This is a genomic window from Leptolyngbya sp. FACHB-711 (assembly GCF_014695615.1).
Classification (GTDB): domain Bacteria; phylum Cyanobacteriota; class Cyanobacteriia; order Elainellales; family Elainellaceae; genus Leptolyngbya_A.
Genome location: NZ_JACJOR010000541.1, coordinates 1 through 20,932, shown reverse-complemented (window position 1 = coordinate 20,932; position 20,932 = coordinate 1). Strand labels below are relative to the sequence as shown.

Genomic DNA, 20,932 nt, shown 5'->3' with positions numbered 1-20,932 from the left:
GACTCCTACGGCTGAATGTACGGCTAAAGGGTTCCAGGCGATCGCCTTGCAGGGAAGCTGTTCTACCTTGTCAAAGAAACCTCGCCAAAGAAACCTTATTACAAAGCTGCCCTAAGAATTATCTCAGGCGGAGAAACTCCTGTTCCATTCCGGTAAAGCGTTGCTAAAGTAACTCTGCTGAATCTTAATACGTCATTCGCTGAGTACATCCCTAAACTCTGCCTGAAGTTTCTGCATTATCTTCTGGCACAGGCTGCTTGCTCTATCCTGTTTCTAATTTCTTGCTTCTACTTTGCCTCTACACTGCTGATCTCACTGTTTCCCTAAATTTAGCTGGCTATGTTAATGGCTCTTCTCAAACAAGCACTGCTGGTGCTTAAGCAGGAATCCCGCTACCGAACTCCCAATCGGGTGGGGCAATGGGTTAAGTGGCTGGCTCCTGGTTTATTTGTCAAACGCTGGCTCTTGATTAGCGCAAGTGGGCTGGTGTTTGTGGTGCTGGGCTTGGCGATCTGGTCAAGCTTGACTCCGGTTTATTACCTGATCGAGCTAACGCGAGACTCACTGCGAATCATCACGACGCTGATTCCGAACTACATTAGTGGTCCTTTGGTGATTATTGGTGGGATGCTGCTAGTGCTGTGGGGACAGTCGCGCAGCTTTAATGCCATTACTGAAGTGCTGATGCCAGAGGGCAACGAGGAACTGGTCGATCGCCTGATGAATCATCGACGGTTAAATCGCGGCCCCAAGATCGTGGTAGTAGGGGGCGGCACGGGTTTATCGACGCTGCTCAGAGGCTTAAAAGCTTACAGCGCAAACATTACGGCGATCGTCACAGTTGCAGATGACGGCGGATCTTCGGGCAGACTGCGGCGCGAAATCGGCGTTTTGCCACCGGGTGATATTCGCAACTGTTTGGCGGCACTGGCGGACGAAGAAAAACTGCTGACCGAGCTATTTCAGTATCGGTTTCAGGCAGGGGATGGGCTGAGCGGACACAGCTTTGGCAATTTGTTTCTGACGGCGATGAGCGAAGTCACGGGCGGCAACCTGGAGCGGGCGATCGCAGCCATTTCGCAGGTATTAGCCGTACGCGGGCAAGTTCTTCCGGCGACGCTCACCGATATGCGGCTTTGGGCAGAAATGGCAGATGGACGGCTTATCGAAGGCGAATCAAATATCCCCGAAGCAGGCGGCAAAATTGTTCGCATTGGCTGCACTCCTGCGAATCCTCCGGCTTTACCTAAAGCGATTCAGGCAATCCAGGAAGCCGACTACGTTATTATTGGTCCCGGTTCGCTCTATACCAGCATCGCACCTAATCTTTTAGTGCCGAAGATTGCCCAGTCGATTGCCCGTTCTAAAGCACTGCGAATCTATGTGTGCAACATCATGACCCAACCAGGGGAAACCGACGGCTTTACGGTGTCTGACCATATCCGCACGATCGATCAAGTGGCAGGTGCACTGCTGTTTGATGCAGTACTGGTGCAGCGGCAGTCCCCTTCGGCAGGTTCGCTGATTAAATATGCTCAAGAACAATCCCATCCGGTTTATTTCGATCGCGAAGCCGTCATGCAGCTTGGGCGACGGGCGATCGTGGCAAATGTGATGGACGAAGACGAACAAACCGGATTAGTGCGCCATGACCCCGATCGGCTGGCACGAATTTTGCTGCGGTGGTACAGCCGGGTAAGCGGGTAGCGAATTCTCCCGTTTACTTCTCTTATTAACTTTTCTTATTAATCTGATTGACTTGCGCTGACTTCTGATCAACTACGAAAGGGTTGGACTACAATGAGTACCGCGATTACGCGCCAGTCCTTTGTGCCTGACTCATCATGTCTCAAGACCTTATTCGATCGCTTGTCTGGATGGATTACCGTCTGGCGGTGCTGTTTACCGTGCTTCTGCCGCTGATTCTTTTAGTTTGGGCACTGTTTGCCAAAGTGGAACCTGCCATGCGACTGCTGATCATCTACTGGCGAGTAGCAAGCTTGCTGGCGATCACGGTGTATCTGATGACTGGGAATTTGCCGATTAGCTTTATTACAGGTCTGCTGGCACGGGTGCTGATTCCGATCAGCTTGTGGTTCTGGGTCGATCTAAACGAGGAAATTTCTGAACTGCGCAAGAGCGGCTTCAAGCTGGCATTTTCTGCCTGGAGATGGGCGGTTACAGTTTATTGTGCGCTGGGTGCGCTGGCGAGTCTGCCCTTTTTGCAGTGCGCGTTTTCTCAGGCGACGTTTGCCAGTCCTTTTTGTCAAGTGTGGCTCCAGCCTGCGATCGGCTATCACGCCTTTTTCCACCCCCGCTATACGTCCGGCTTCCTGGGCTTTCTGGGCGTTGCAGGACTGGTCATCTACGCGCTGTACCTGATTTACTTCGTCTTTGTGCGGCTCGGCAAACAAGGGCGATCGGCAATCGAGCAGTAAAGGGCTTTGGCTCTGCGACCTGCCGCAATGCTTTTCAACCATTCCCTATCCCATCGCCATTCGATCGCCATCACCATTCGATCGCCGAGCGCTCCTGTACCACCTGCTGATAAACTGCCTGAGTCTCGACCGCCAGTTTGTGCCAGTTAAACCGCAAATCCAGATCGGTGTAAGCGTTTTCAACCATCTGCTGCGCGAATTCGGGATGCTGAAGGATTTCGATAATGCCCCAGGCGATCGAGTCCGCGCTGCCTGCATAGGTCACCATCCCGGTTTTGCCGTGCTGCACGACTTCGGGAAATCCGCCTGCGTTAGAAACCACGACCGGAATGCGGGCGGCAAAGCTTTCGAGTGCCACAATGCCAAACGGCTCATACAGGCTGGGGAATACAGCACAGTCAGCGATCGTGCGAAACTGATTTAGCTCGTCTTCTGCCATAAATCCAGCGAAATAGCATTTGTGCCAGATACCCGTCTCCCAGGCTTGCTGCTTCAGGCTATCGGTGTTGCCGCCGCCAATAATCACAAACTTGACCCGTCCACTCATTGCCCCAATCACCTTTGGAGCGGCTGCCAGCATCAGACTGACTCCCTTCTCGTAAGTAATCCGCCCGACATAGTAAACAATCTTTTCCTGATCGGCGGCAAAGCGACGGCGAAACCGCCAGTAGTCAAACTCTCGCCGGGGTTCCTGCCGTTTGAGACAGATACCGTTGTAAATCACATCCATTTTGTCTGCCGCACACCCAAAGACACGCACGAGTTCCTGCCGCATGTACTCGGTGCAGACGATCACACGCCACGCTTCGCTGATTAGCCTTGCTTCTTTGCTGTGAATATAGCGGTGGGTATCATTGTGCAGTCCGTTCCAGCGTCCGTGTTCTGTGGCGTGAATTGTGGCAACCATCGGTACTTTGAAGATGTGCTTCAGGGCGATCGCTGCATCTGCCACTAGCCAATCGTGAGCGTGGATCAGATCAAACGGTCCGTCTTCCTGCAGTAGCTTGCCGCCGTGCTGACCCATGCTGTCATTCATCCGGGCAACCCACTGGAAAAAGTTTTGGCTCTCTCCCACTGGAACCCGATGCACGGAAATGCCATCCACCACTTCGTAGCGAGGAGCCTGTCCGAACTCCACCGTCAGCAGGTGAATCTCATGCCCCAGCTTGACCAGCTCTGGATATAGCTCTGCTACATGGCGCGAAATTCCTCCCACAATGCGCGGTGGAAACTCCCAAGCCAGTACCAGAATTTTCATACCTGACAAACCTCGCGGGAATCGCAACAATCGCAGTAGCCGTCAGTTCGGGACGGGATGCAGGAATAAAACCCGTGCATGAGAGAAAGGGTTTTCTGCTTTCCTTATATCCACCAAAGCGACGATCGCTACAATTGCAAGATAAAAAACAAAAGGGGATAAAGCCTATTCTATTTCGACTTGTTCACTGTCTTTTGTCGAATCAGGCTGACGAGTAAATCGGGCATGAAGTCGGAAGGGCAGCAGACGATTTAGCGGAATAATGAAGTAAAGTTGAAGACGTACGGCGATTTGGCCCCATTGGAAAAGATAGGGCTATTTACTGTTTAGTTTTTATTGGTCTGGTTTTTATTGGTCTAGCGTCTGCAATTTGCATGGAGGCACTGCCGTCTCAGATGATAATTTCCGAGGCTCCGCTTCAGCTTTTGCTGTTTGTGGATAAGCGACCCAGTTCGGGCGAACGCATTCGTCAGGTCAGAAATTGCCTTAAAGCCCTAGCAGCTAGCCATTCCAGTGAGCCTTATACGCTTCAGATCGTCGACGTGAGTGAGCAACCTCACCTGGCAGAGCACTTCAAGCTAGTAGCAACTCCCTCTCTCATCAAGATTCATCCTGAACCGCAGCAAATTCTGGCAGGAAGTAATCTGGTCGCCCAGATCGAAGATTGGTGGTCACGCTGGCTGCGATCGGTTGAAGATTATCTGGAATCGTCTCGCCTGGCTGAGGTGCAGGACAGCGAAAAACTAGAGCAAATTCGCTCCATCAAAGAATCGGCGGAGCTACTCAAACTGTCCGACGAAATCTTTCGGCTTCAGCGTGAGAAAGAAGAGTTTCAGGCACAGCTTCAGTTCAAAGATCATCTGATTGCAATGCTGGCACACGATCTGCGAAATCCCCTAACTGCGGTGTCGATCGCCCTTGAAACCCTGGAACTTGGCAGCACTGCAAAATCAGACGGCGGATTTCGGCTGAAGCCCGATCTGTTTGCCCAGTTGGTTCGCCATGCCCGCACCCAAACCAAAGCACTCGATCGCATGATCACCGACATTTTGCAGGCAGCCCGCGAACGCAACTCCGAATTTCGGATGCAGCCGCAAAAGCTAGAGCTGGGGAAACTCTGCCTGGAGGCGATCGAGCATTTAGGCGATCGAATTGAGGCAAAAGTACAGCAGATTTCGACCGATATTCCCTCGGATCTGCCCTACGTCTATGCGGATGCCGAGCGGGTGAAGCAGGTGATTGTCAACTTGCTCGACAACGCCATTAAATATACCCCCGAATCCGGCACGATCTCCGTGGCAATTCTGCATCGCACCACTCAAAAAGTCCAGGTGAGCATTAGCGATAATGGTCCTGGCATTCCGCCCGAAAATCAGCAGCACATTTTTGAAGATCGGTTTCGGCTTGAGCGCGATGAAGGAAAGGAAGGCTATGGCATTGGGCTAGCCCTTTGTCGCCGCATTGTACAGGCACACTACGGGCAAATCTGGGTCGATTCCGAGCAGGAGCAGGGAAGCTGCTTTCACTTTACGCTGCCCGTTTATCGGCTTAACCCCTCCCCGTGAATTCCTGCTAAATCTCTACTGAATTTCTAAATTCAAAACATATCGCCCAACCTGGAGCTGATTCGTCCACAGTTCATACTCCACCCGAAACTGTTGCGGAATCGGCTGACTAGAGAGCGTAAGGCTGCGCGTAAAATTGCGAAGGCGAATCGGCTGCTGACGCGCATCGTCGTTTTGAAGCCAATAGCGGCTCACCCCGTAAACGCCCTGTTCCCAAAAGTGGCGATAGCTAAATTTGCCGTTACCCTGCATTGTCATCGTAACGCGATAGGGCGACAGCTCTAGCCATAGCAATCGAGGCGTTCTCGGCATTGCATTTTCTGATTCGCGATCGACAGGATGATCGTCAAAAGCATGACTTTCAAAAGCATGACCGTCAAAAGCATCAAACCCCTGCACTAAGGGTTCGGTCATCAGCAAATGAAACCGCTCTGCGTCTTTTTGATAAAGTGTTGCCTCCCCCTCGACCACTGACCATAGCGGCAAATCGTAGGACATGAAAGACAAACAGACCGGATGGCGATGTTGAGTCAACATAGCAATGAAGAAAGCGATGAAGAGTAAAAGAAGACACGGGCGACAGGGTAATCAAATGATTCCGGAAAGAGTTAGGATGACTAGCGTGCTTATCGTCAGTCTATCCCAATGCCTACCGACGCTATCAACCTGAACCGTACTGAACCCCATCATTCGCTGACGATCGCCCCTCCCAGCGAGGGGTTTGCGCTACGGGGACGAATCCAGATTCCGGGAGATAAGTCAATTTCCCATCGGGCGTTGATGCTGGGTGCTCTGGCAAGCGGCGAAACCCAAATTCAAGGGCTGCTGCTAGGCGAAGATCCGCGCAGTACGGCAAGCTGCTTTCGGGCAATGGGCGCAACGATTTCTGAACTTAACACCGATCGCGTCACGGTGCAGGGCATTGGCTTAGGGCAGCTTCAAGAGCCAATCGATTTTCTCGACGCAGGCAATTCGGGAACCACAATGCGGTTGATGCTGGGGCTGCTGGCGTCCCATCCCGGACGGTTTTTTACCGTGACGGGTGATGCTTCGCTTCGATCGCGTCCGATGTCTCGCGTCATTAAACCCCTTCAGCATATGGGGGCGCAAATCTGGCACCGAGCGGGGGGCTACGCGCCGCTTGCCGTTCAGGGACAAACGCTCCAGCCGATTCACTACCGGTCGCCGATCGCCTCTGCCCAAGTAAAATCCTGCATTTTGCTGGCAGGGCTGCTCACCGAGGGCAAAACGACCGTTACCGAACCTGCCCTCTCGCGTGACCACAGCGAACGAATGCTGCGGGCATTTGGGGCAACTATCACGGTTGATCCCGAAACGTGCAGTGCAACGGTCACTGGACCTGCTCAGCTTCACGGGCAGACCGTAATTGTCCCAGGAGACATCAGCTCCGCAGCCTTCTGGATGGTAGCCGCTGCGATCGTTCCCGGTTCTGATTTAACAATCGAAAATGTGGGGGTCAATCCAACCCGCACTGGCATTCTGGAAGTTTTACAGGCGATGGAAGCCGATGTGACGCTGGAAAATCAGCGCGAAGTTGCCGGAGAACCCGTTGCCGATGTGCGAGTTCGCTATGCACCGCTTAAAGCCTGCACGATCGCCGGAGACGTAATTCCCCGACTGATCGACGAAATTCCAATTCTGGCAGTCGCAGCAACTTGTGCCAGTGGCACCACTCTGATCAAAGATGCCGAAGAGTTACGGGTTAAAGAAAGCGATCGCCTCGCAGTGATGGCAGCCCAACTTAGCCAGATGGGAGCCAGCGTCACTGAATTACCCGATGGTTTAGAAATTACCGGACAAACCCCCCTGACGGGAGCCGAACTCGATAGCCACACCGACCACCGAATTGCAATGAGTCTGGCGATCGCTGCCCTAATTGCCACTGGCAAAACGACGATTCATCGAGCGGAAGCGGCTGCAATTTCTTACCCGGATTTTGTGCCGACGCTGCAACGGGCATGCGGGTAGGGGGGGTTATGGATGAGCCAATGGGGGACTCGAGGATTGGATAATGCTTGTTTTTCGGCGACGAAGACGTTTTTCTGTCATTGGTCTTCTAAGCTGGCTTTATCTGGTAGCTCTGCTGGTATGGTTTAGTCTCCGCCTCTTATTCTTCGATCGATTCTGGTGGTTAGCCTTGCTGAATACGCTGGCTTTCTATCTGTTTGTGCCGATCGTGGTCTTCTTGCCCCTATACCTCTGGTCTCGTCAGCGACAGTTGCTCCTGGGATTGCTCTTTGCCTGCCTGCTCTTTCTCAGTCTGTTTTATCCGCTGTTCAATCCCTTTGCCAAAGCCGCGCTGCCCGCTCCGGCACAGCCTACCTTAAAAGTCATGAGCTTCAACCTGCGCTGGGATAATCAGAACTATGGCAAAGTTGCTCAGATGATTCGCACTGCTCAGCCCGATTTAATTGGCTTGCAGGAATTACAGCCTGGTGAAGTGTCCAACCTGGCAGCAGTACTCGCACCTGATTACCCTTACCGCGCAGTGCATCCGGTTGATTTGTTCCACACAGTTGCGCTGTTCAGCCGTTTACCGATCGACAGCATGACCGCCCTGCCTAACCCGCCCTTGGAACGGGGGCTGCAAGTCACAATCCACGTAAGAACGATCGACCGCTCAATGTGCTGGTCACGCATCTTGCCCCCAACAATATGCCCCTTTTCCCGCTGAGTCGATTTGCTGCTGAAACCCGCGATCGCTACAGCCGTCGAGCTGCCGAGACTGCCTCTCTTCAGACGCTTGTGCGGTCACAATCACTGCCAACTCTGATGCTGTGCGATTGCAATATGACCGATACCTCCGAAACCTATGCCCAGCTTCGCCAGGTGTTCAAGGATAGCTTTCAGGAGCGCGGCTGGGGCTTGGGTCATACCATTTCAGTAAAAGGCATCCCGTTTCCGGTGCAAAGAATTGACTATATCTGGCATACCGATGAGATTCAGGCGATTGACGCATTTGTAGGACCAGACGCAAACTCCGACCACCTGCCGATCGTTGCCACCCTTCGCTACCCCTAACTTGCCCGATCGCCTAACCCGCCCGCTCGCTACAGAGGAGAATCATCGTCGTTTTAGGCAACGGCGGGATTTATACTAACTCTGGTAGGAATGATCACAGCGAAAGCTGATGTGAGCTTCATGGCAGACGCAACTCCCTCGATTCAGTTTTTTGAAGGTATTTCTGAGGAGCTGAGCGGTATCAGTTTTCGCCGCAATCGTGCCACCGGAGTTCGCAGCATTCTGATGACCTTTAAAGGCCTGCGATCGATCGATCGCTTCCAAAGTTATACCAATCGATTTGCCGGAGGAATGTCACTCAACGACAGCGAAGGCAATATCAACATCGAGCCAGCCTCAGTACGCTTTGTGTTTGGCGGACCCGAAGGCGATGATTTGGAGCGAGTCGAATGTGTGCTGCAAGTCGATCGCGAAGATCACTGGGAACGGCTGATGCGCTTTATAGAGCGATATGCTGAGGCAAATGAAATGACATATGGAGAGTCCCGCAAGGAGTAGCGCATGAAAATTGCAGTGACCGGAGCAACCGGATTTATTGGCAGTCGTCTGGTTGAACGGCTTCAAACAGAGGGACATTCCGTGGTGGTGCTAACGCGCAACGCCGATCGCGCCAAGTCGCTTTTCCCAGTCTCTAAATATCCCAATGTGGAAGTCGTCGCCTATCAGCCTCTGCAATCGGGAACCTGGCAGCAGTTAATTTCAGGCTGTGATGGCGTGGTGAATTTGGCAGGTGCGCCAATCGCCGAAAGCCGCTGGACGCCTGAACGCAAGCAGGAAATTATGGATAGCCGGAAAGCAGGCACTGAAAAAATTGTGGAGGCAATTGCTCAGGCAAATCCGCGCCCGTCTGTGCTGGTCAATTCCTCGGCGATCGGCTACTACGGCACGAGCGAAACGGCAACCTTTGATGAAGCCAGTCCGGCAGGAAACGACTACCTGGCAGAAGTATGTCAAGCCTGGGAAGCCGCCGCGCAAAAAGTGGAGGAGTCGGGGACTCGGCTGGTGATCCTCCGCACTGGAATTGTTCTCGGTCAGGGTGGGGCGATCGCCAAGATGCTGCTGCCCTTCCGAATGTTTGCCGGAGGACCGATTGGTAACGGTCGCCAGTGGTTTTCCTGGATTCACCTTGAAGATATGGTGAATTTAATTCTCAAGGCACTGACCCAGCCCGAAATGAGCGGAACCTATAACGCAACGGCTCCAAACCCGGTACGAATGGCAGAACTCAGCCAGAGCCTTGGGGACGCGATGAAGCGTCCATCGTGGCTACCTGTGCCCAATTTCGCGCTGGAGCTAATGCTTGGCGATGCTGCAAAGGTCGTCCTGGAAGGACAGCAGGTTTTGCCAAAGCGAACCCAGGAAAGCGGATTTGCGTATCAGTACACAACGGTCAAACAGGCATTAACCGATGTGGTGCGCGAAGACTAGGATTGCAGATTCAATCCATTCATGATCTAGATCATCATGCTTTAGATCAGGTCGTTTGAGTTGCGAAGGCGAATGAGCTGGCGGCGCATTTGTGGGGAAGCTTCGACTTCGGAAACTTCCTGCACGTTAACCTTGGATTGCATCGGCTCTAAATACTCATCTGCCCCATAGGAGAGGGCATCAAGCAAAATCTCCAGGAGCCGATCGCGATCGAGCAGGGTGTGTTTTTCCTCAATCAGGCGAAACTTAAGGTGAATTTCGCAATCATAAACTGTGAACTCTGAGTCGGTCGGGTGGTGCTCAATGGAGTCGGTCTTCATCTGAAAAGATAACCGCCCAAAGGCGGGAGTGAGGTGAACTAGACGATCAGGTTAAACACACGCATTGGGTAATGGTTTTTAGAGGCGCACTTGTCTGAAGCAGGCTTTGCAGGACAGTAAAGGCAAATCAGAGGGATAGCGAGGCTTTGCTAAAGTGCAGGAAAACTGCTTATGGCTTAAATTCACTGCTAAAGCTAGTCTTCCCAAAAGGCAAACAAAGCAAACCAATTCACCTGCTAAAAACAAATCGTTAAATTGTCCTAGTTTCTATAAATAGCACCATTTCTTAGAAGTACAGGCTAGCAATCTATAAAGTCTCTATGAGGTCATGAAACTCAACTTCATCACTGCTTTAAACCCTGCTACCAGACGATCGATTACAAGCAATTGAAGAATCCGTCCAAGCTAGCTTCCATAAAGCTTCTAGCGATTGACAGGTCGCCGGAACCGGGGAATGCAGTGATCCCTCAAAATTCCATCCTGAAGGACAACCAAACTTTACCAAAAAGACCTGATTCGGAAAAATTTTGTGTGTCAGTTCTACTTTCTAAAATTGGCTAATACTGAGAGAACAAGTCAGCTTAATGAACTAAATAGGTTTCACTCAATGACGTTTCCCACATGTTCTTCCAGGACTGGAAAGGCATTAAAACCAGCTTTGATCTAGTTTGAATTTTTACTTGCAATCCGTAGCAACACCAGGAAAATTGGGCATTGCTGAATGGAAATCGGATTTTCGATAGGGAGTTCTGCGCTAGCAGTGGTTTGCAGATCACCCTTACAGAATTCATCTATCGGAGCAGCAATGCCGAAAATTGCGATTGCGCCATCTCAATTCATCTCACATCAGATGAGATTGTAAGCGAATTCGTAAGGTTTCGAGGATTGACGTGTTGCGGCTTTGTAAAGCTAGCTCCACTGTTCTGGCGGCTGCGTAAACTGTTCTAGTGTGAGCAAATGAATTCGCTCATCCTGCTGTGCAACCGCTCGATCGCCTGCGGTATTGTAGCCCCAATCCGCCAGAAATAGCTCAACATTCTGCAAATCAACTTGAGGGGCAATGGTCTGAAGCGTTTTCAGCCGATCTTCAACAAACCAGATCAGGGGTTCAGAAGCAGCCGCTGACTGCTGGAGCTGGCGCAGGGTTTGCGCTTTGGGCTGGCGAACTGATTTGCCGAAAATTCGCGACGCAGACAAATTCACGCCTGCCTGAGCAAGCAACTGCTGGACAAAACGATCTTCTTTCGTCGTCACAATAAATAGCTCAATGCCCTCTGTAATAATGCGCTGAAGCTGTAGAGTGACACCTGGATAAAATCGGTGCAGCGATAGCCAGCCTGCCAGATCCAGCGTAATCCATTCATCGCGGACGCGATCGACGACCTGCTCGACCTCCACCGGAACCAACCCTTCGGTTTGTACCAGATCCAGGCAAATCGCGCTCCAGTTCCGCAAGATCTCTGCTTCGGGCATTCCTTGCAGGATCGATCGCAGGACACAGGGCATTTCCCAGCCCGTTTCAACCACAGGACGCAGACGATAAAAAATTTCTGCCAGTCCTTCTGGCGGCGTTTTGTCCCCAGCCAACCAGATGCGGCAGTATGCTCGCCATGCGGTTTCAAAATACTCCAGCAGTCCGTCGCAAATCACGCCATCAAAATCAAGTGCAAGCAGGGTTGGCTGTTTCTGGGTCATAACAAATTACCCCTGCTGCGCTTCTTGCTGCACTGATGTTTGAATCCAATCCCCTAAGAGGGCATTGACGCGATCGGGAGCTTCATCCTGGGGACAGTGACCTACGCCCTCCAGCGGAATGAACTGCTCCACAACAGGAAAATTTGCCAGATTACGCCCCAAGTCCACAGGTTCCCAGGGGTCATCAGTTCCCCACAAAATTAGCACTGGGCAAGAGAGGCGTTCTAGCAGATCTTCGGGTAAGGGACCATAGGAATAGCGGGTGAAAGCAAGAAACACATCTGCCGCACCTGGATCAGCCGCCGGAGCCATGAGCAAATCGACCAATTCATCGGTGACGATTTCCGGGTTGATATACGCCTTTTGCAGAATTTTCCGCACTGTTTTTGGACGGGCTATCAGGCGAAAGAAATTTTGCCCAACCCAGCGTACAGACAGAACGCTCTGCAATAAAGGAGCACCGACCCGCCGATACCAGGGCAATTGGGCACGCCGGCGATCGTGCAGAAGCCGTAAAGAGCAGTTGAGCAGGGCAACTTTCCGGGCAATTTCAGGATGATCTGCCGCTGCTTGCATTGCCGCAATACAGCCGACCGAGTTTCCTACCAGAAAAGCAGGCGTACCGACGACCTCTTTGCAGAAATCGGCAATCTGCTGTCCCCACGTTTCAAAGGTGTAGTCAATTTCCTCACCAGGCTTCGGTTTTGCCGAGTTGCCAAAGCCAATCAGGTCGACCGCATATACTCGCCCAATGCCTGCCAGCACCGGAATATTTTTGCGCCAGTGTCGCCAGGATGCACCAAAGCCATGAATCAGGACGATTGCAGGCCCGGTTTGCCCTTGAGTTTGATAACAGATGGGAAAACCACGCCACATCCAGGTCTGAGGGGCAGCCAGGAGAGGAGTTGGGGTCAGCGTCATAGCCGGGAGAAATCTAGAAGGATTACGATTTATTACTTCTCTTATTGTGATACGAGTTTTCTAATTTTCAATGCGCCAGGGGATACAGTCTTTCAAAGGTCATGGAGGATCACGAGATGGTAACGGCTCACCGAGAAGGTTCTATTTTTTAGCATCTCCAGTTCGGCAGCGAAGGGCAAGTGGACTAGAACCGATCTGCTCAAGCCATTGCTCAAGCGATAAAAAAGCCCTCACCCGATCGGCAAGGGAATAAATAGCCGTGACGAACAATGTGCAGCAATGCGAATGAAAAGGGGGTGGCCATTCGTCGCGGATTATTCAGCAAGGGCAGTGCGAAGCAGTTTCCCCGATAGAGCCATCGGCTCATTTCAAATTAAGTGAATATTTCACCGAAACTACGATTCGAAATCCTTAGCCAAAGCGACCGCTGACGTAATCTTGAGTTGCCTGCTGCCGGGGCGAATTGAAAATATTCTCGGTGCGATCGTACTCCACCAGATAACCATAGCGACTGCCGCCGTTCCCTGCCTCAGCATTAAAGAACGCAGTGTAGTCCGCTACGCGAGAGGCTTGTTGCATATTGTGCGTGACAATAATGATGGTGAACTGCTTTTTCAGCTCGTGCATCAGATCCTCAACCCGCAGCGTTGAAATCGGGTCAAGGGCGGAGCAAGGTTCGTCCATTAAAATGACTTCCGGTTCGATCGCGATCGCCCGTGCAATGCAAAGCCGCTGCTGTTGGCCCCCAGAAAGCGACAGACCGCTGGCCTTTAATTTGTCTTTGACTTCATCCCACAGTGCAGCACCCCGCAGGGATCGCTCTACCAGTTCGTCCATATTGCCTTTATAGCCGTTAACCCGCGCACCAAAGGCAATGTTTTCGTAGATCGACTTGGGGAAAGGATTGGGTTTCTGGAACACCATTCCAATCCGACGACGCACTTCGACCGGGTCTACTTTCGAGTCATACAACTCCGTGCCCTGATAGGTGATTTTGCCTTCGACTCGCGCTCCCGGAATCAAATCGTTTAAACGGTTATAGCAGCGCAGCAGGGTACTTTTGCCGCAGCCCGAAGGACCGATCAGCGCAACCACTTTGTTTTTGGGAATGTCCAAGAAAACATTACGAACTGCCTGAAACGACCCATAGTAGATGGACACATTCTCAGTGCGGATAACCACATCGTTACCCACAGAACTCGGTCTAAATTCGGACTGTGCTGGAGAATTCGTCATAGTGAATGAAGAAGAGTGGTTTAGGCGTAGAACTCTGCGCGCTTCAAATCGGAATAAACATCAACCTTCTTAAATCGATCGTAACTTTTTCTTCAAAAAAGCAGATCCACAAATCAGGTGAACTAAACGAATGAATTCAAGGAAAAGCTCGTTGATGGAACGCTAATAAACCTTACGGCGAGTTGCGACTCGTGCCACAATACTGACCACCAAAATCAAACCCACAACGACCAATGCTGCAACCCACGCAAGCTCCTGCTGGTTCCTGTAGGGTGAAATTGCGAAGTTGTAAATCAGAACCGACAGCGTTGCCGTAGGCTGCCATACGCCTCTGACATCATACTGGTTAAACAGAGCAGTAAACAGCAGCGGAGCCGTTTCACCCACTGCTCTTGCCAGTGCCAGCGTCACGCCCGTTGCAATAAACGGTAGGGCAGCAGGCAAGATAATCTGAGAAATCGACTGAAAATTTGTTGCGCCAATGCCAACTGCCGCCTGTCTTACATCCGGCGGAATCGACTTCAGCCCTTCCTCGGCGGTGCGGATAACGATCGGTACCATCAAAACCGCCAGCGCAACGCCCCCTGCCACTGCCGAGAAAGTACCCGTTACCAGGACTACGATACCGTAGGCAAACAGTCCAGCAATAATCGACGGTACACCACTCAGCACATTAGTACAAAACCGTACAAACTGCGACAGCTTATTGCCGCGCCCAAACTCAACAGTATAAATTGCCGTCAAAACGCCGAACGGAACACTAATCAACGCACCAATTAAGCTGGTAAGCAGTGTTCCCACGATCGCATTGCGAAACCCTCCCCCATCAACTAGAGGCGGCGGCGGCAGCTCAGTCAACACGGCTGGACTCAGACGGCTAAATCCGTTGGAAATGACTGTGTAGAGAATCGAACCCAGCGGCAACAGCGAAAGTGCAGCGCAAGCCCCAACCAAACCCGTCATGATTTTGCCGACCAGGTTTCGGGTGGGTGACGGCACAAAGAGCGAATCGTCTGAAACATTAAAAGCTGAATTGGCGCCCCGATCGCGTGGAATCGTCATAAATTTACTGGAGTCACTGCAAAGAACACGACCTTACTCAACTTCCTACTCAACTTCCTGAAAGCGGCTGATGATGTACTCTGCCAGGATATTCACCGCCAGCGTCAGCAGCATCAGCACCAGTGCCGCAAAAAATAGCGAAGAACGCTGTAGCCCACTTGCTTCGCCAAACTGGTTTGCAATCAGCGCGGCGATCGTCGAAGCAGGCGCAAAAAACGAAACATTTACCCGGTTTGCATTCCCGATCAGCATGGCGGCTGCCATCGTCTCGCCTAATGCCCGGCCCAAGGCCAACATCACCGAACCGATAATGCCTGATAGACCCGCAGGCAAAAGCACTTTGAGAATTGTTTCCCAGCGCGTTGCCCCCAGCCCGTAAGCTCCTTGACGAAGCTGCGGCGGCAGAGAGACCAGCGTATCGCGCGAGATAGCAATAATCGTCGGCAGAATCATGATCGCCAGCACCAGTGCGGTGACAAACATCTGGCGCGTCGAGGGCGGCGTTGAAAAGAAAGGAATCCAGCCAAACACGCTGTGAAGTCCACGCAGTAGGGGCAGGATTGCGGGAATCAGCACAAAAATGCCCCACAGCCCGTAAACCACGCTGGGAATTGCAGCCAACAGCTCAACCAGAAAGGCGATCGGAGTCAAGATCTGACGGGGCAAAAAGTCTTCGCTCAGGAAGATTGCAACGCCGACCCCGACCGGAACCGCAAACAACAGTGCCAGAATCGAGCTAACGATCGTGCCATAAATCTGCGGCAGTGCCCCAAATGCATTTTCAACCGGGTTCCAAACTGACTGAGTTAGAAACCCTAAGCCGAACTGGGTAATGGCTGGAAAGGCAATGCCCAGCAGCGAAAAAGTAATCCAGACCAGAACTGCACCAATCCCCACTGCAAGGATCAGCGTCAGCCAGTAAAAAATGCGATCGATTAAGCGCGTGGCGTGAAACTTGCTTGAGGCTTGAATTAACGATTCTTCGGGAGCAGCAGATGGCGAAGTCATAACTTTAAGAAAAGAGCTGGAGTAACAAAAACCAGATGACTAAATCTCACAAAGAATCTCAAGGTCAACTTCGACGATGGCTCAATTTAGCCATTTACCAGCATACCGCAGGCTTTGCCCCCAGAGGATTTGCCCTGCTTGAAACCAAGCAGCCGTTGAGCCATCGACATTCAGACAAACTGCATCGAATTCATTGAGCGAGTTGCCTTGAAACTGCACCATCAATTTGATTTCAACTGAACCTTCGATCGCAGCAGACAAGACTTTTGTTCGCCAGGATTTGTCAAGAAGGGCAACCGTCTACTCACCGTCCAGGTTAACCATTCGGAAAGCAACGATCGCCCTTGACTTGACTTACTTCCTTGACTTACTTAATGGTGGCGACTTCTTCCTTCACACGACCTGCCAGATCCGGATCGGCTGGGAGATAGCCCAGATCGCTGGCGGCTGTTTTGCCGTTGTCCAGCGTCCAGTTGACCACGTTCTTGATCGCTTCACCCTTTGCTGCGTCCTGGTACTGAGGATAGAGCAGCAGCCAGGTTAGCGTGGTGATCGGGTATGCCTGTTCATCGGTCGGGTCGGGAACCAGCAGCGCGAAGTCTTCCGGCACAGTTTGACCCTTGAAGGCTAGCGCACCTGCTTCGGGAGTTGGCTCGATGATGTTGCCAGCCTTGTTTTCCATCGCAGCCATCGATAGCCCATTCTCTTTGGCATAGGAAAACTCGGTGTAGCCGATCGCGCCCGGAGTTTGCTGAATTTGAGCCGTTACACCTTCATTGCCTTTTGCACCCGTACCTACGGGCCACTCCACCGACTTATTGGCTCCCGCTTTCCACTCAGGGCAGGCTGCCTTCAGGTGGTTGGTAAAGCCGAAGGTCGTGCCGCTGCCGTCCGAACGGTGAACAAACTGGATTTGTTCATTGGGCAGATTCGTTCCCTGATTAGCAGAAGCGATCGCCGGGTCGTTCCACTGGGTAATTTCTCCCGTGACGATGCCGCAATAAACCTCGCGGGGCAATTTTAGATTGTCTACGCCTTCCAAGTTGTATGCCATCACGATGCTGCCGCCTGTCACCGGAACCTGAATCGCGTCAGCTCCGTATTTTTCTCTAAACTGTGCTTTTTCTTCGTCCTTCAGAGGCTGGTCGCTGGCTCCAAAGTCAACCGTACCTGCTAAAAACTGCTCAACACCTGCACCGCTACCCACCGACTGATAGCTAATTTGGGTGTTCGGATTTTCTTTGTTGTAGTCTGCAAACCAACGCTGATAGAGCGGAGCCGGGAATGATGCACCAGCACCGCTGAGGCTGACTGCTGCACCGCTATTGCCTGCTGCCGGGCTTGCCGCAGGAGCCGTTGCCGAAGGACCTTCATTGTTACTGGAAGCGCAAGCAACAGCAACCGACATAGAGAGGGCTGCCAAGGAAGCTAAAACTGCGCGTCGCTTAAGCCGTAGTAGGGATGTCATGAGAAATGCTCAGGGTAAAAACTCTGGATAGTTTCGCCTGCATCCTACTGTCTTTAGATAAAGGAATTGTTAATACGTAGGTTAAGATGAGTTTATATCTTTAGATAGAAAAATATTTACCCCTTCCTACAGACCCATTAACCCTTGCACTAGCCCTGTTTCTCTTCCGTAAGAGCTATCTCTTCTACTTCCCTCTACTCAAGGCTGTAATTAGTAGAAGCTGTAATCGGTAAAGGCTCTAACGAGTGGAAATTCAGCTAGTTAGCTTAGGATAGTGGGCAGTGTAATCAACAAGACCATGTACCACGTAATCTATGACGGAAACTGTAACCTGTGCGTCAATCTGGTTCGACTGCTCGAAACGTTAGACCAGGGCAACCAGTTTCTCTATGTGCCAATGCAGAATGAGGAAAGTCTGAAAGCAGTTGGCATTTCTGCAAAAGACTGCGAGCAGGGCATCATCCTGCTGAATGCGAACGATGTCAAACAACGCTGGCAGGGCAGTGACGCAGCAGAAGAAATCGGCAAACGGCTGCCCTTTGGAGAAATCTTTGTTGAGGCATACCGCGCTCTTCCGGGGGCAAAGTGGCTTGGCGATCGGGCGTATGAGCAAATCCGAGACAACCGCTACACGCTGTTTGGTGCAAGAGAAAACACTTATCGATCGCCTTATCCCGCCTGCGAAACCGGGAAATGCGAGGGAACGGTGTATGATAATGAAGCCTAATTTTTAACATATCTGGTTTGGAGGGATCGCCATGCTGACGCTGAAGATCGTGGTCTACATCGTCGTCGCTTTCTTTGTCGGTCTGTTTTTCTTTGGTTTCCTGTCAAACGACCCGGCGCGGAACCCCAGTCAACGCGACCTCGAATAATCGAGATTCTGGAACCCCTCAGGCTTTGTGCCTGTCCAATAAACAAGATATCGCTTTACAAGCTATCCCTTTTGTAGAGCGAGTCGCTGTCGAAGACGGCTGAAGTCCTGAGTGAGGGCTATCCGTCCTTACTGTTGCGCTGTAAGTATGCCCTATCCGGTTCCGCCACCCCTACCGCCAGTCGTTCACCATGTCACGCCAAATGCTTCTCCTGCCGTTTCGCCACCGATCGCTCCTGATGCGATAGAGCCTGTTTCGTCTACGGATTTGCGGGCGGAAGCGCGTGTAGATGCTCGATCACTGGGTGGTGCGATCACCGTTGAACTCGCTGAACCCGCACAGCCCGACGCTCAAACTAAGCCGGTTCAAACCGAACCGAGCCCACCTGAGCCAGCGCGCAGAGAACGATCGATCGCATCGCAGTTTCCCCAAGAGGTCGTCGCTCAAGCAGAAACGCCATCCCCTGTTCTTCCAGTGAATCCACCCGGAACGGGTTCTAGTCGAGCCTCGATTCGCCCGGTTGCTGAACTGGATGCGCTGATTGCAGTAACTCAGGCGCGATCAACTGTGCCTCGGAACGAGCCTGCGCTTGAAGTCGAAGACTTTGCGCGATCGGGTCAAATTTCCCCCCGGCGTCCGTCAACTTCACCCTCCACTCCGCTCCCCCCTTCGGTGGAATCTGCGACGGCAAATGGGCAGTCCCCAGCAGAAGCGGCTGCGCCAGGAAGTTCAGACTCCGGGCAAGTTTTAACCATTCCGGGTCAAAATGAGGCTCCTGCCGTCCCCGCTGACGGAACGGGAGCAGATCAAAGACAGCCCGCGAATCAAACGCCAAACCAAGCTGCACAAACTGTCCCGGAAGTTATCGAACTCTCTGCCGATCGCCAGGAATATGACGAGCAGCGACAGGTGTTTCGCGCCGAGGGGAATGTTGTCATGCGGTTTCGGCAGGCAATTCTAACCGCCGATCGCGTTCAGGTGAATATCCCCAATCGCTTAGCTGTGGCAGATGGAAACGCCGCTTTGCAACGCGGACAGCAAACCCTGCGCGGAGAGCAGTTTACCTATAATTTTGGCTTTGACCGGGGATCGGTGCTGCAAGCCAGAGGCGAAGTTAATCTCGGTGCTTCGACTGATTTTGATGCGAATCAGCGTCCTGTTGTCGGAAGTCCGCTCAGTCCTGCTCAGTCGGTGGGAGCGCAAATCACTGAGACTCAGCCGCTTCAGGCAGCAGGCAGTGGCGGGGGGCTGATCTTTGGAGTGGCAACCGGAGGTCAGGCTGCACCCAGTCAGCAGGGAGCAACGCTGTCTCGTCTGCGCTTTGAAGCCGAGCAGCTTCAGTTCAACGGGCAAAGCTGGGAAGCAACCAATGTGCGACTTACAAACGATCCCTTCTCGCCGCCGGAGTTAGAAGTGCGATCGAACCGCGTCACAGTAACGCCCCTGTCGCCCACCAGTTCAGAAATTCGCGCCCGCAATCCCAGAGCCGTATTTGACCAGGGCTTAGAGCTGCCCCTCTTGATCGATCGCGCTGTAATAAGCCAGGAGCGACAGAATCCGGGTTTATTTAATATCGGCTACGACGAACGCGATCGGGGCGGATTTTTTATCGAGCGTGCCTTTAATGTCGTTTCGAATTCGATCGTAGACTTTAGCCTGACGCCGCAGATCTTGGTGCAAAGGGCAATCGAGGAAGACGGGTTTCTCTCGGGTTCATCCTATGGTCTGATCGCCAGCCTCACCGCGACTCCCACCCCCACCACCTCAATTGTCGGAAATGCCGTCTTTACCAGTCTGGATCTTGGGGATCTCGAAGATACGTTCCGGGCAAGTTTGCGGGCACAGCAGCGTATTTTTGCCAATCACACGGTGGCAGTGGAATATAGCTATCGCGATCGGCTATTTAACGGGTCGTTAGGCTTTCAGAATGTGCAAAGCAGTCTGGGATTGGTGATTACTTCACCAGTTTTTACACTGGGTCAAACGGGAATTCTGTTGGACTATCAGGCTGGCGTTCAGTTCATTAATGCCCGCACCGATCGAGATAGTTTATTGCGGGAACAAAACGTCGATCCGCAGGCAGACGAAGAAGATAGGCGCGTTGATTTGACTCGTTATCAAGCGACTGTCTCTCTATCGCGCCCAATTTTGATTTGGGCAGGAACGCCGCTACCAGCCACGCCGACCGAGGGCTTACGCTATACTCCCAATCCCGTTGTACCCTATGTTGCTGTGACTCCCAGTATTCGTGGGGTGTACAGTGCTTACAGCAACAATGAAACCCAGGCTAGCGTGAATGGATCGATCTCGCTGTCAGGGCAATTTGGTCATTTTTCGCGCCCGTTTTTGGACTACACCGCTTTTAACATTTCCTATTCGCGCGTTGCACTCAGCGGAGAGTCGCCCTTCCTGTTCGATCGCGTTGCCGATGTACAGGTGCTTAGCGCAGGCATCACGCAGCAAATTTACGGTCCGGTTCGGTTTGGTGTGCAAACTGCCTACAATCTTGACAACGGAGACACTATTGATACGGTCTTCACCCTAGAGTATAGTCGCCGTACCTATTCGATTACAGCTGCCTACAGCCCAAGGCGAGAAGCTGCTTCGATCGTATTC

General features: G+C 52.1%; 21 protein-coding genes. 12 read left to right on the top strand and 9 right to left on the bottom strand.

Annotated features, from left to right (window positions below; all coding sequences use genetic code 11):
* Window positions 1–345 precede the first annotated feature (345 nt).
* A complete protein-coding gene (locus H6F80_RS26910; protein WP_242067591.1) occupies window positions 346–1,707 on the top strand; it encodes a gluconeogenesis factor YvcK family protein in 1,362 nt (453 codons plus the stop codon).
* Window positions 1,708–1,844: 137 nt separating this feature from the next.
* Complete coding sequence (locus H6F80_RS26905; protein ID WP_190794591.1) at window positions 1,845–2,438, top strand: DUF3177 family protein; 594 nt, start codon at window positions 1,845–1,847, stop codon at window positions 2,436–2,438.
* A 70-nt stretch (window positions 2,439–2,508) separates the two neighbouring features.
* On the opposite strand, the gene H6F80_RS26900 is transcribed toward H6F80_RS26905, so the two are convergent.
* Complete coding sequence (locus tag H6F80_RS26900) at window positions 2,509–3,696, bottom strand: glycosyltransferase family 4 protein (RefSeq protein WP_190794590.1); 1,188 nt, start codon at window positions 3,694–3,696, stop codon at window positions 2,509–2,511.
* A gap of 395 nt (window positions 3,697–4,091) precedes the next feature.
* Here H6F80_RS26900 and H6F80_RS26895 point away from each other — a divergent pair, with 395 nt between their 5' ends.
* Entirely contained in the window at window positions 4,092–5,261 is a 1,170-nt protein-coding gene (locus H6F80_RS26895) for a histidine kinase (protein WP_199296856.1), read from the top strand.
* Window positions 5,262–5,276: 15 nt separating this feature from the next.
* On the opposite strand, the gene H6F80_RS26890 is transcribed toward H6F80_RS26895, so the two are convergent.
* Window positions 5,277–5,798 (bottom strand): hypothetical protein, encoded by a 522-nt coding sequence (locus H6F80_RS26890; RefSeq protein WP_190794588.1) that lies wholly within the window; start codon window positions 5,796–5,798, stop codon window positions 5,277–5,279.
* A 108-nt stretch (window positions 5,799–5,906) separates the two neighbouring features.
* On the opposite strand from H6F80_RS26890, the gene aroA reads away from it, so the two are divergent.
* The 5 genes from aroA to thyD all read left to right on the top strand — a co-directional run bounded on the left by aroA (window position 5,907) and on the right by thyD (window position 9,731).
* Window positions 5,907–7,250, top strand: a complete 1,344-nt coding sequence (gene aroA / locus H6F80_RS26885) for a 3-phosphoshikimate 1-carboxyvinyltransferase (protein WP_190794587.1) — start codon at window positions 5,907–5,909, stop codon at window positions 7,248–7,250.
* Window positions 7,251–7,293: 43 nt separating this feature from the next.
* Window positions 7,294–7,956 carry an endonuclease/exonuclease/phosphatase family protein gene (locus H6F80_RS26880; protein ID WP_190794586.1) on the top strand — a complete coding sequence of 221 codons (663 nt, stop codon included), beginning with the start codon at window positions 7,294–7,296 and terminating at the stop codon, window positions 7,954–7,956.
* Window positions 7,938–8,303, top strand: a complete 366-nt coding sequence (locus H6F80_RS26875; RefSeq protein WP_190794585.1) for an exonuclease/endonuclease/phosphatase family protein — start codon at window positions 7,938–7,940, stop codon at window positions 8,301–8,303. Before H6F80_RS26880 ends, H6F80_RS26875 begins: the two co-directional genes overlap by 19 nt.
* 120 nt (window positions 8,304–8,423) lie before the next feature.
* Window positions 8,424–8,801 (top strand): photosystem II reaction center protein Psb28, encoded by a 378-nt coding sequence (gene psb28 / locus H6F80_RS26870; protein WP_190794584.1) that lies wholly within the window; start codon window positions 8,424–8,426, stop codon window positions 8,799–8,801.
* Between the two features lie 3 nt (window positions 8,802–8,804).
* Window positions 8,805–9,731, top strand: coding sequence for a thylakoid membrane protein ThyD (gene thyD, locus H6F80_RS26865; protein WP_190794583.1), 927 nt, complete (start codon window positions 8,805–8,807; stop codon window positions 9,729–9,731).
* A gap of 41 nt (window positions 9,732–9,772) precedes the next feature.
* Here the strand turns inward: thyD and H6F80_RS26860 are convergent, their stop codons facing one another.
* From H6F80_RS26860 to pstC, 6 genes are all read right to left on the bottom strand, one after another.
* Window positions 9,773–10,051 carry an Npun_R1517 family heterocyst differentiation transcriptional regulator gene (locus H6F80_RS26860; RefSeq protein WP_190794582.1) on the bottom strand — a complete coding sequence of 93 codons (279 nt, stop codon included), beginning with the start codon at window positions 10,049–10,051 and terminating at the stop codon, window positions 9,773–9,775.
* Between the two features lie 909 nt (window positions 10,052–10,960).
* Window positions 10,961–11,746 (bottom strand): HAD family hydrolase, encoded by a 786-nt coding sequence (locus H6F80_RS26855; RefSeq protein WP_190794581.1) that lies wholly within the window; start codon window positions 11,744–11,746, stop codon window positions 10,961–10,963.
* A gap of 6 nt (window positions 11,747–11,752) precedes the next feature.
* Window positions 11,753–12,667 carry an alpha/beta fold hydrolase gene (locus H6F80_RS26850; RefSeq protein ID WP_190794580.1) on the bottom strand — a complete coding sequence of 305 codons (915 nt, stop codon included), beginning with the start codon at window positions 12,665–12,667 and terminating at the stop codon, window positions 11,753–11,755.
* 411 nt (window positions 12,668–13,078) lie between these two features.
* Window positions 13,079–13,903, bottom strand: a complete 825-nt coding sequence (pstB, locus tag H6F80_RS26845; protein ID WP_190794579.1) for a phosphate ABC transporter ATP-binding protein PstB — start codon at window positions 13,901–13,903, stop codon at window positions 13,079–13,081.
* 162 nt (window positions 13,904–14,065) lie between these two features.
* Entirely contained in the window at window positions 14,066–14,965 is a 900-nt protein-coding gene (gene pstA / locus H6F80_RS26840; protein ID WP_190794578.1) for a phosphate ABC transporter permease PstA, read from the bottom strand.
* A 45-nt stretch (window positions 14,966–15,010) separates the two neighbouring features.
* Window positions 15,011–15,973 (bottom strand): phosphate ABC transporter permease subunit PstC, encoded by a 963-nt coding sequence (gene pstC, locus H6F80_RS26835; RefSeq protein WP_190794577.1) that lies wholly within the window; start codon window positions 15,971–15,973, stop codon window positions 15,011–15,013.
* Between the two features lie 35 nt (window positions 15,974–16,008).
* Between pstC and H6F80_RS26830 the strand changes: the two genes are divergently transcribed.
* Complete coding sequence (locus H6F80_RS26830) at window positions 16,009–16,170, top strand: hypothetical protein (protein WP_190794576.1); 162 nt, start codon at window positions 16,009–16,011, stop codon at window positions 16,168–16,170.
* Window positions 16,171–16,340: 170 nt separating this feature from the next.
* Here H6F80_RS26830 and pstS read toward each other — a convergent pair whose 3' ends face one another.
* Window positions 16,341–17,441 carry a phosphate ABC transporter substrate-binding protein PstS gene (gene pstS / locus H6F80_RS26825; RefSeq protein ID WP_190794575.1) on the bottom strand — a complete coding sequence of 367 codons (1,101 nt, stop codon included), beginning with the start codon at window positions 17,439–17,441 and terminating at the stop codon, window positions 16,341–16,343.
* A 298-nt stretch (window positions 17,442–17,739) separates the two neighbouring features.
* Here pstS and H6F80_RS26820 point away from each other — a divergent pair, with 298 nt between their 5' ends.
* The 3 genes from H6F80_RS26820 to H6F80_RS26810 form a co-directional block, all read left to right on the top strand.
* On the top strand, window positions 17,740–18,168 hold the full coding sequence (locus tag H6F80_RS26820) for a thiol-disulfide oxidoreductase DCC family protein (RefSeq protein WP_190794574.1): 429 nt from the start codon (window positions 17,740–17,742) through the stop codon (window positions 18,166–18,168).
* A 31-nt stretch (window positions 18,169–18,199) separates the two neighbouring features.
* A complete protein-coding gene (locus H6F80_RS26815; RefSeq protein WP_190794573.1) occupies window positions 18,200–18,316 on the top strand; it encodes a photosystem II reaction center protein I in 117 nt (38 codons plus the stop codon).
* 147 nt (window positions 18,317–18,463) lie between these two features.
* The coding region (locus H6F80_RS26810) for a DUF3769 domain-containing protein (protein WP_190794572.1) at window positions 18,464–20,932 on the top strand (2,469 nt) is incomplete at its 3' end.

Bases quoted from the DNA above. Each gene is read 5' to 3' on its own strand.
- H6F80_RS26910 (WP_242067591.1), top strand. From the start codon at position 346: ATGGCTCTTCTCAAACAAGCACTGCTGGTGCTTAAGCAGGAATCCCGC.
- H6F80_RS26905 (WP_190794591.1), top strand. From the start codon at position 1,845: ATGTCTCAAGACCTTATTCGATCGCTTGTCTGGATGGATTACCGTCTG.
- H6F80_RS26900 (WP_190794590.1), bottom strand. From the start codon at position 3,696: ATGAAAATTCTGGTACTGGCTTGGGAGTTTCCACCGCGCATTGTGGGA.
- H6F80_RS26895 (WP_199296856.1), top strand. From the start codon at position 4,092: ATGATAATTTCCGAGGCTCCGCTTCAGCTTTTGCTGTTTGTGGATAAG.
- H6F80_RS26890 (WP_190794588.1), bottom strand. From the start codon at position 5,798: ATGTTGACTCAACATCGCCATCCGGTCTGTTTGTCTTTCATGTCCTAC.
- aroA (WP_190794587.1), top strand. From the start codon at position 5,907: ATGCCTACCGACGCTATCAACCTGAACCGTACTGAACCCCATCATTCG.
- H6F80_RS26880 (WP_190794586.1), top strand. From the start codon at position 7,294: ATGCTTGTTTTTCGGCGACGAAGACGTTTTTCTGTCATTGGTCTTCTA.
- H6F80_RS26875 (WP_190794585.1), top strand. From the start codon at position 7,938: ATGCCCCTTTTCCCGCTGAGTCGATTTGCTGCTGAAACCCGCGATCGC.
- psb28 (WP_190794584.1), top strand. From the start codon at position 8,424: ATGGCAGACGCAACTCCCTCGATTCAGTTTTTTGAAGGTATTTCTGAG.
- thyD (WP_190794583.1), top strand. From the start codon at position 8,805: ATGAAAATTGCAGTGACCGGAGCAACCGGATTTATTGGCAGTCGTCTG.
- H6F80_RS26860 (WP_190794582.1), bottom strand. From the start codon at position 10,051: ATGAAGACCGACTCCATTGAGCACCACCCGACCGACTCAGAGTTCACA.
- H6F80_RS26855 (WP_190794581.1), bottom strand. From the start codon at position 11,746: ATGACCCAGAAACAGCCAACCCTGCTTGCACTTGATTTTGATGGCGTG.
- H6F80_RS26850 (WP_190794580.1), bottom strand. From the start codon at position 12,667: ATGACGCTGACCCCAACTCCTCTCCTGGCTGCCCCTCAGACCTGGATG.
- pstB (WP_190794579.1), bottom strand. From the start codon at position 13,903: ATGACGAATTCTCCAGCACAGTCCGAATTTAGACCGAGTTCTGTGGGT.
- pstA (WP_190794578.1), bottom strand. From the start codon at position 14,965: ATGACGATTCCACGCGATCGGGGCGCCAATTCAGCTTTTAATGTTTCA.
- pstC (WP_190794577.1), bottom strand. From the start codon at position 15,973: ATGACTTCGCCATCTGCTGCTCCCGAAGAATCGTTAATTCAAGCCTCA.
- H6F80_RS26830 (WP_190794576.1), top strand. From the start codon at position 16,009: ATGACTAAATCTCACAAAGAATCTCAAGGTCAACTTCGACGATGGCTC.
- pstS (WP_190794575.1), bottom strand. From the start codon at position 17,441: ATGACATCCCTACTACGGCTTAAGCGACGCGCAGTTTTAGCTTCCTTG.
- H6F80_RS26820 (WP_190794574.1), top strand. From the start codon at position 17,740: ATGTACCACGTAATCTATGACGGAAACTGTAACCTGTGCGTCAATCTG.
- H6F80_RS26815 (WP_190794573.1), top strand. From the start codon at position 18,200: ATGCTGACGCTGAAGATCGTGGTCTACATCGTCGTCGCTTTCTTTGTC.